At 70.1% G+C, this 8,809-nt stretch carries 2 protein-coding genes, 1 tRNA gene and 1 rRNA gene; 3 read left to right on the top strand and 1 reads right to left on the bottom strand.

From position 1 onward, the window contains the following. Positions 1-137 precede the first annotated feature (137 nt). Both rrf and ACFV0Q_RS03670 read left to right on the top strand, forming a co-directional pair. Positions 138-255, top strand: a 5S ribosomal RNA gene (gene rrf, locus ACFV0Q_RS03675). Positions 256-260: 5 nt separating this feature from the next. Beyond that, positions 261-336 (top strand) — tRNA-Thr (locus ACFV0Q_RS03670). A 96-nt stretch (positions 337-432) separates the two neighbouring features. On the opposite strand, the gene ACFV0Q_RS03665 is transcribed toward ACFV0Q_RS03670, so the two are convergent. After that, positions 433-2,958, bottom strand: coding sequence for a SpoIIE family protein phosphatase (locus ACFV0Q_RS03665; protein WP_384999873.1), 2,526 nt, complete (start codon positions 2,956-2,958; stop codon positions 433-435). 225 nt (positions 2,959-3,183) lie between these two features. Between ACFV0Q_RS03665 and ACFV0Q_RS03660 the strand changes: the two genes are divergently transcribed. After that, positions 3,184-8,673, top strand: a complete 5,490-nt coding sequence (locus ACFV0Q_RS03660; protein ID WP_384999870.1) for a HAMP domain-containing protein — start codon at positions 3,184-3,186, stop codon at positions 8,671-8,673. Positions 8,674-8,809 lie beyond the last annotated feature (136 nt).

The raw sequence follows: 8,809 nt of genomic DNA, 5'->3' as shown, positions 1-8,809 counted from the left end.
CAGATGTGGAAGCCCGGTAACGGGTGGAGCTGACTGGTACTAATAGGCCGAGGGCTTGTCCTCAGTTGCTCGCGTCCACTGTGTTAGTTCTGAAGTAACGAACCGTGTCCATGCCCGGTTGGTTAACTTCATAGTGTTTCGGTGGTCATAGCGTTAGGGAAACGCCCGGTTTACATTCCGAACCCGGAAGCTAAGCCTTTCAGCGCCGATGGTACTGCAGGGGGGACCCTGTGGGAGAGTAGGACGCCGCCGAACAACCCGCCCTTTTAGCTCAGTCGGTAGAGCGTCTCCATGGTAAGGAGAAGGTCAACGGTTCGATTCCGTTAAAGGGCTCCAATAAGAAAGGCCCCCGCCTGTTGGCGGGGGCCTTTTTTGCGTTGTGCCCCCGTGTTGCGCCTGCCCGTGGCGGGCGGCGCCCCGAGGGCGGGGTGGTCAGTCGCCGGTGCGCTGGCCCGGGACGCGGAAGGCCAGGATGGCCATGTCGTCCGAGGCGGGTTCCGCAGCGAAGCGTTCCACCGCGCGCAGGATGCGGGAGGCGACCGCGCCGGCCGTGAGGCCGGTGCAGGTGGTGAGGACCTCGGCGAGGCCGTCGTCGCCGAGCATGCGCGTGCCCTCTCGGCGTTCCGTCACGCCGTCCGTGACGCAGAGCAGGACGTCGCCCGGTTCCAGGGTCAGGGTCTGCTCATAGAGGTCGAGGTCTTCGATCACGCCGAGCAGGGGCTGGGGTTCGGCGGCCGCGGTGACCTGGCCGTTCGGGCGCAGGCGCAGGGGGAGCGGGTGGCCCGCGCAGACGACCTTCATGAGGGCGCCGCCCTCGGGCCGGGGGTGCAGCTCGCCGTACAGAAGGGTGAGGAAGCGGCTGCGGGCGCCCTCGTCGAGGATGGCCGCGTTGAGGCGCTCCAGGACCGCGGGGGCGCCCAGCCCTTCGCGGGCCAGCAGGCGCAGGGCGTGGCGGGCCAGGCCGGTGACGGCGGCCGCCTCGGGGCCCGTACCGCAGACGTCGCCGATGGCGAAGCCGTACACGCCGTCGCGGATCGGGAAGACGTCGTAGAAGTCGCCGCCCACCTCGTTGCCCTCGCCGGCCGCGCGGTAGATGACCTCGACCTCCATGCCGGGGACGGCGGGGGAGCCGGGCGGCAGCAGGCTGCGCTGGAGGGAGCGGCTGATGGCGGTGCGCTCGGAGTAGAGGCGGGCGTTGTCGAGGGCGAGGGCGGCCCGGCGCGAGAGGTCGTCGGCCAGTTCGAGGATCTCCTGGCGGAAGTGCTCCTCGCGCGGCTTGCCCAGGGTGAGCATGCCGATCACGCGGTTGCGCGCCAGGAGGGGCAGCACGACGGAATCGCCGCCCACCGCGGTGGCCGCGGCCGTCCAGGGGCGGGCGCCGGCCTCGCGGACCGGTTCGGGCGGGCTGACCCGGGAGAGGAGGGCCTTCAGACCGTCGATGTGTTCCTCGTCCTCGTGCAGGACGTAGGCGAGGAAGGGGTCGGAGGCCTGGTCGGCGATGGTGTAGACGGCGCACCAGGTGGCCAGGGTGGGGACGGTCATCTGGGCCATCAGGGCCAGGGTCTGGTCCCGGTCGAGGGTGCCGGCGAGCAGGTCGGAGGCCTCGACGAGGAAGGAGAGGGAGCCGCGGCGCAGCCGTTCGAGCTCGCCGAGCCGGGCGGACTCGACGGCGAGGGCGATGCGGTCGGCGGCGAACTGGAGGCGCAGGGCCTCCTCGTTGGAGTAGCGGCCGGGGCTCTCGGCGGCGACGCCGAGGGAGCCGGTGAGGCGGCCCTCGACCTTGAGGGGGACCGTGATCACGGAGCGCATGCCGGTGGCCTCCAGGAGCGGGACGGCTCCGGGGACGGCGGCGAGGTCGTCGTGGACGGCGGGCATGCGGGCGGAGCCGTAGCGGTTGGTGCCGGCCTCGACGGGTACGCGGGCGAAGCGCTGGCGGGTGGAGGGCAGGCCGGTGGTCGCGCGGACCTCCAGCTCGGTCTCGTCGTCCGTGGCCAGGAGCAGGAAGGCGGCATCCGCGTCGAGCATGTCACGGGCCCGTTCGACGGTGCGCTGGAGCAGGCCGTCGAGGTCGTCGGGGGCGGGGGAGCCGATGAACACCTCGAAGGGGTCCGCCTGGCGCGGCTCGGTGTGCGGGCCGCCGTCGGAGGAGGGGACCCGGGTGGGGGTCTGGAGCAGGGCGCGCTCGTCGTCGTGGACGAGGAGGCAGACGATGGAGGGCTCGCCGTGGGCGTCGCGGACCCGCAGGTGGGAGGCGTAGACGGGGATGACGCGGCCGTCGGCGGCGCGGATGCCGTAGCTGCCCTCCCAGCGGGACAGGCGCAGGGCCTCGGCGACGCCGGTGCCCGTGCCGGGGGTCTGCGGCCAGGCGGCGAGTTCGGTGAGCGGGCGGCCGAGGGCCTTCTCGGCGGGGTAGCCGAAGATGTGCTCGGCGTCCTCGTTCCAGGCGGAGACGGTGTCGGCGGAGTCGATCTGGAGGACGGCGACGCGGACCCGGCTGTCGGCGAGGGGCAGCATCTGGTCGGGGATGACGGGGCCCGCGGAGCGGGTACCGACCGGCCGGTCCGGGAGGTCGAGGCGGAACCACACGTGTTTGTGGGTGGCGGTGTACTCGACGCCCCAGCGGGTGGCGAGGGCGGCGCAGAGCATCAGGCCGCGGCCGCTCTCGCGGTCGGGGTCCGCGTACGGGCGCTCGCCGGGGTGCTGGAGCGGGAGCTCGCGCTCCGGGTACCGGTCGGCGACCTCGACGCGTACGCCGTCCTCGGCGCGCAGGCACAGGACCTCGGCCCGGGTTCCGGCATGGACCACGGCGTTGGTGACGAGCTCGCTGGTGAGCACCACCGCGTCGTCGACGATGTCCGCGAAGCCCCAGCCCTGCAGGGTGTCGCGGACGAACGCGCGGGCGGCGGCGACCGAGCGCCCTTGAGGATCGAAACTGGCAGCCGCCCGTGCCGTGATCACAAGTCTCCTTCGACGCGGTGGGACATCGGAGCCAGGTTACTTACCTTCGCGGTCGCGAGGAGCCGACGTCCGGGATTCCACCCGCGGGGTGCGGCGGGTGTGCGATGGTGCCGGAGTGTTATGGCCTGGTTGGACCGGGGTGAAACACTGGGCAGTCTTGGAGTACCGGTCTTGGACGGCCGGATGTCCGGTGGAACAGCGGTCGACCCTTTCGGGAGGGACACGGTGGAGTCTGGCGCAGCGGTGCGGCGTACGGGAACGCGACCGAAGGGCGGTCGGTCCCGGCGGGGCGGCACGACGGAAGTCGATACCGCCGCGCTGAACCGGCTGCTCACGGCCCTGGTGTCGATGCGGGACGGTAACTTCCGCAAGCGGCTGACGGTGTCCGGCGAAGGCGTGATGGCGGAGATCGCCGCCGTCTACAACGAGGTCGCCGACCGGAACCTCCACCTGACCGGGGAGCTGTCCCGGGTCCGGCGGATGGTGGGCCGCGAAGGCAAGCTGAGCGAACGGCTGGAAACAGGCGCTTGCGAGGGTTCCTGGGCGGCCGCGATCGACGCCTCGAACCAGCTGGTCGACGATCTCGCCCGGCCGGTGTCCGAGGTGGGCCGGGTGCTGTCGGCGGTGGCCGAGGGTGACCTGGACCAGCGGATGGACCTGCGGACGCAGACCGCGGAGGGGGTCGGGCATCCGCTGCGCGGGGAGTTCCTGAAGGTCGGGCGGACGGTCAACAACCTGGTCGACCAGCTGTCGGCGTTCACCGACGAGGTGACGCGGGTGGCGCTGGAGGTGGGTACCGAGGGCAAGCTCGGTGGCCAGGCCCAGGTGCGCGGCATGTCGGGTTCCTGGAAGGATCTGACCGACTCCGTCAACACGATGGCGTACCGGCTCACCGCTCAGGTGCGTGACATCGCTCTCGTCACGACGGCGGTGGCCAAGGGAGATCTGTCGCGCAAGGTCACGGTGCACGTGGCCGGCGAGATGCTCCAGCTGAAGAACACCGTGAACACCATGGTGGACCAGCTGTCGTCCTTCTCCTCGGAGGTGACCCGCGTCGCCCGCGAGGTGGGTACGGAGGGCGAGCTGGGCGGCCAGGCGAAGGTGCCCGGGGTCGCGGGCGTGTGGAAGGACCTGACCGACTCCGTCAACACGATGGCGGGGAACCTGACGGCCCAGGTGCGGGGCATCGCGCAGGTCACGACCGCTGTGGCGAACGGTGACCTGTCGCAGAAGGTGCGGGTCAGCGCGCGCGGCGAGGTGGCGCAGCTGGCCGAAACGATCAACCAGATGACCGAAACGCTACGGACCTTCGCGGACGAGGTCACGCGCGTGGCCAGCGAGGTCGGGGCGAAGGGCCTGCTGGGCGGTCAGGCGCAGGTGCCCGGCGCGGCCGGGACGTGGAAGGACCTCACCGACTCGGTGAACACGGTCTTCCGGAACCTGACCACGCAGGTGCGCGACATCGCGCAGGTGACGACGGCGGTGGCGAACGGCGACCTGTCGCAGAAGGTCACCGTCGATGTGGCCGGCGAGATGCTGGAGCTGAAGAACACCGTCAACACGATGGTGGACCAGCTCCAGTCCTTCGGCGCCGAAGTGACGCGTGTGGCCCGTGAGGTCGGCGTGGAGGGCGAGCTGGGCGGCCAGGCGCAGGTGCCCGGAGCCGCCGGGACGTGGAAGGACCTCACCGACTCGGTGAACACGGCCTTCCGCAACCTCACCGGACAGGTCCGCAACATCGCCCAGGTGACGACGGCGGTGGCCAACGGCGACCTGTCGCAGAAGGTCACCGTCGACGTCTCCGGCGAGATGCTCCAGCTGAAGAACACCGTGAACACGATGGTGGACCAGCTGTCGTCCTTCGCCGACCAGGTCACGCGGATGGCGCGGGACGTGGGTACGGAAGGCCGCCTCGGCGGTCAGGCACGGGTGGAGGGGGTGTCCGGCACCTGGAAGGAGCTGACCGACTCGGTCAACTTCATGGCCGGGAACCTGACCTCGCAGGTGCGCCAGATCGCACAGGTGACCACGGCGGTGGCGCGCGGTGACCTGTCGCAGAAGATCGACGTGGACGCCCGGGGCGAGATCCTGGAGCTGAAGAACACCATCAACACGATGGTGGACCAGCTGTCGGCCTTCGCCGAGCAGGTGACCCGGGTCGCCCGGGACGTGGGTACGGAAGGCCGCCTCGGCGGTCAGGCGCAGGTGCCGGGCGTGGCCGGCGTGTGGCGCGACCTGACGGATTCGGTGAACGGCATGGCCGGGAACCTGACCTCGCAGGTGCGCAACATCGCGCAGGTCGCGACGGCGGTGGCGCGCGGTGACCTGTCGCAGAAGATCGACGTGGACGCGCGCGGCGAGATCCTGGAGCTGAAGAACACCCTCAACACGATGGTCGACCAGCTCTCGAACTTCGCGGAGCAGGTGACCCGCGTGGCCCGTGAGGTGGGCACGGAGGGCATCCTCGGTGGTCAGGCCGAGGTGAAGGGGGTCTCCGGCACCTGGAAGGACCTCACCCAGTCCGTCAACTTCATGGCGAACAACCTGACCTCGCAGGTGCGCAACATCGCCGAGGTGACCACGGCGGTCGCCATGGGCGACCTGTCGAAGAAGATCACGGTCGACGCCAAGGGCGAGATCCTCGAACTCGTCACCACCGTGAACACGATGGTGGACCAGCTGTCGTCGTTCGCGGAGCAGGTGACGCGGGTGGCCCGTGAGGTGGGCACCGAGGGCATCCTCGGCGGCCAGGCCCGGGTGCGCGGGGTGACCGGCATCTGGAAGGACCTCAGCGACAACGTGAACACCATGGCCGGGAACCTGACGGCCCAGGTGCGCGGGATCGCGCAGGTCTCGGCGGCGGTCGCCAACGGCGATCTGACGAAGAAGGTCACCGTCGAGGCGCGCGGCGAGGTCGCGCAGCTCGCCGACACCGTGAACACGATGGTCAACACCCTGTCCTCCTTCGCGGACGAGGTCACGCGCGTGGCCCGCGAGGTGGGTACGGAGGGCCGGCTGGGCGGTCAGGCGCACGTGCCGGGCGTTTCCGGGACGTGGAAGGACCTCACCGACTCGGTGAACTTCATGGCCTCCAACCTCACCGGTCAGGTGCGGCAGATCGCCATGGTCACGACCGCCATCGCCAAGGGCGACATGACCAAGAAGATCGACATCGACGCGCGCGGCGAGATCCTGGAGCTCAAGACCACCATCAACACGATGGTCGACCAGCTGTCCTCCTTCGCCGACCAGGTGACCCGGGTGGCCCGCGAGGTGGGCACCGAGGGCATCCTGGGCGGCCAGGCCCGGGTCCGGGACGTGGACGGCACCTGGCGGGACCTCACCGAGTCCGTGAACGAGATGGCCGGGAACCTCACCCGGCAGGTGCGCGCCATCGCGGCCGTGGCCACCGCGGTGACCCGGGGCGACCTGAGCCTGAAGGTCGACGTGGACGCGGCGGGCGAGATCCAGGTCCTGCAGGACAACATCAACACGATGATCGTGAACCTGCGCGACACCACCCTGGCCAACAAGGAACAGGACTGGCTCAAGGGCAACCTCGCCCGGATCTCCGCCCTGATGCAGGGCCGCCGGGAACTGGACGACGTCGCCTCGCTGATCATGAGCGAGCTGACCCCGGTGGTCTCCGCGCAGCACGGCGCGTTCTTCCTCGCGCTGCCCACCGGCGGCAGCACCGAGATCGGGACGGACGGGCCCGGCGAGGGCTCGTACGAGCTGCGGATGCGCGGGAGTTACGCCTACGCGGGCGGTCAGATGCCCACCTCCTTCCGGCCCGGGGAGGGGCTGATCGGGACGGTCGCCGAGGAGAAGCGGACGATCCTGGTCGAGAACACCCCGCCCGGCTACCTGAGGATCTCCTCGGGGCTCGGCGAGGCGCCGCCCGCGCACGTGATCGTGCTGCCGGTGCTGTTCGAGGGGAAGGTGCTCGGCGTGATCGAGCTGGCCTCCTTCACGCCCTTCACGCAGATCCAGAAGGATTTCCTCAGCCAGATCGCCGAGATGATCGGTACGAGCGTCAACACCATCTCCGTCAACTCCAAGACGGAGATGCTCCTCAAGCAGTCGCAGGAGATGACCGAGCAGCTGCGCGAGCGCTCCGACGAGCTGGAGAACCGGCAGAAGGCGCTCCAGGCCGCCAACGCCGAACTGGAGGAGAAGGCCGAGCTGCTGGCCCAGCAGAACCGCGACATCGAGGTGAAGAACACCGAGATCGAGGAGGCCCGGCAGGTCCTGGAGGAGCGCGCCGAGCAGCTCGCGGTCTCGATGCGGTACAAGAGCGAGTTCCTCGCGAACATGTCGCACGAGCTGCGCACCCCGCTCAACTCGCTGCTGATCCTGGCCAAGCTGCTCGCCGACAACGCGGACGAGAACCTCTCGCCCAAGCAGGTCGAGTTCGCGGAGACCATCCACGGCGCGGGATCCGACCTGCTCCAGCTGATCAACGACATCCTCGACCTGTCCAAGGTCGAGGCCGGGAAGATGGACGTCTCCCCGACCCGGATCGCGCTGGTCCAGCTCGTGGACTACGTGGAGGCCACCTTCCGGCCGCTGACCGCGGAGAAGGGCCTGGACTTCTCGGTACGGGTCTCCCCGGAACTGCCCGCCACCCTGCACACCGACGAGCAGCGCCTCCTGCAGGTGCTGCGCAACTTGCTGTCCAACGCGGTGAAGTTCACCGACAACGGGGCGGTGGAGCTGGTGATCCGGCCCGCGGGCGGCGACGTTCCGACGGCGATCCGGGAGCAGCTGCTGGAGGCCGGCTCGCTGCGCGAGGCGGACGGCGACCTGATCGCCTTCTCGGTGACCGACACCGGGATCGGGATCGCGGCGAGCAAGATGCTGGTGATCTTCGAGGCGTTCAAGCAGGCCGACGGCACGACGAGCAGGAAGTACGGCGGCACGGGCCTCGGGCTGTCCATCAGCCGGGAGATCGCACGCCTGCTGGGCGGGGAGATCCACGCCGCCAGCGAGCCCGGGCGGGGTTCGACCTTCACCCTGTACCTGCCGCTGCACCCCAGCGAGCTGCCGCCGCAGGGGTACGCGCCGCCCACGCCCGGCGGCGCGCGCGGGGACTACCGCAGGGCGGCCGAGGATGCGCCGCCCGCGCCGCAGCAGGCTCCCGCGCCCCTGGCGCAGGCTCCGGTGCGCCAGGCGCTGCCGGCGGCCGAGCCCGCCGGGCAGGGCTCCTCGGCGCTGTTCCGGCGCCGCCGCAAGCAGCTGAGCGACGCGGCGCCGCGCGCCGAGGTGCCGGGGCAGCCGTACGGGGAGCCCTGGGACCTGCAGGAGCCGGCCGTGGCGGCCCCGCGCACGTACGACTTCCACGGCGAGCGGGTGCTGATCGTGGACGACGACGTACGCAACGTCTTCGCCCTGACGAGCGTGCTGGAGCAGCACGGCCTCGCGGTGCTCTACGCCGAGAACGGGCGGGAGGGCATCGAGGTCCTGGAGCAGCACGACGACGTGGCGGTCGTGCTGATGGACATCATGATGCCGGAGATGGACGGGTACGCGACGACCTCCGCGATCCGGCGGATGCCGCAGTTCGCGGGGCTGCCGATCATCGCGCTGACGGCGAAGGCGATGAAGGGGGACCGGGAGAAGGCCATCGACTCCGGGGCTTCCGACTACGTGACCAAGCCGGTCGAACCCGACTACCTACTGTCGGTCATGGAACAGCACATGCGCGGTAACTGATCGGCGGCAGAGCAGTGATCGGAGGGCACAAGGGGAACCTTCTGCCCTCCCATCACGTTTCCGCTTCGTGCACAGTGACATCTTGGTGACAGGGTGTGGCGATCTCGGGACTGGGGCTACGATGACCGGCACAAGG

This window comes from Streptomyces sp. NPDC059564 (genome assembly GCF_042735575.1).
Lineage (GTDB): Bacteria > Actinomycetota > Actinomycetes > Streptomycetales > Streptomycetaceae > Streptomyces.
The sequence above is the reverse complement of the archived record's forward strand: the minus strand, read 5'-3'. Positions and strand labels throughout refer to the sequence as shown.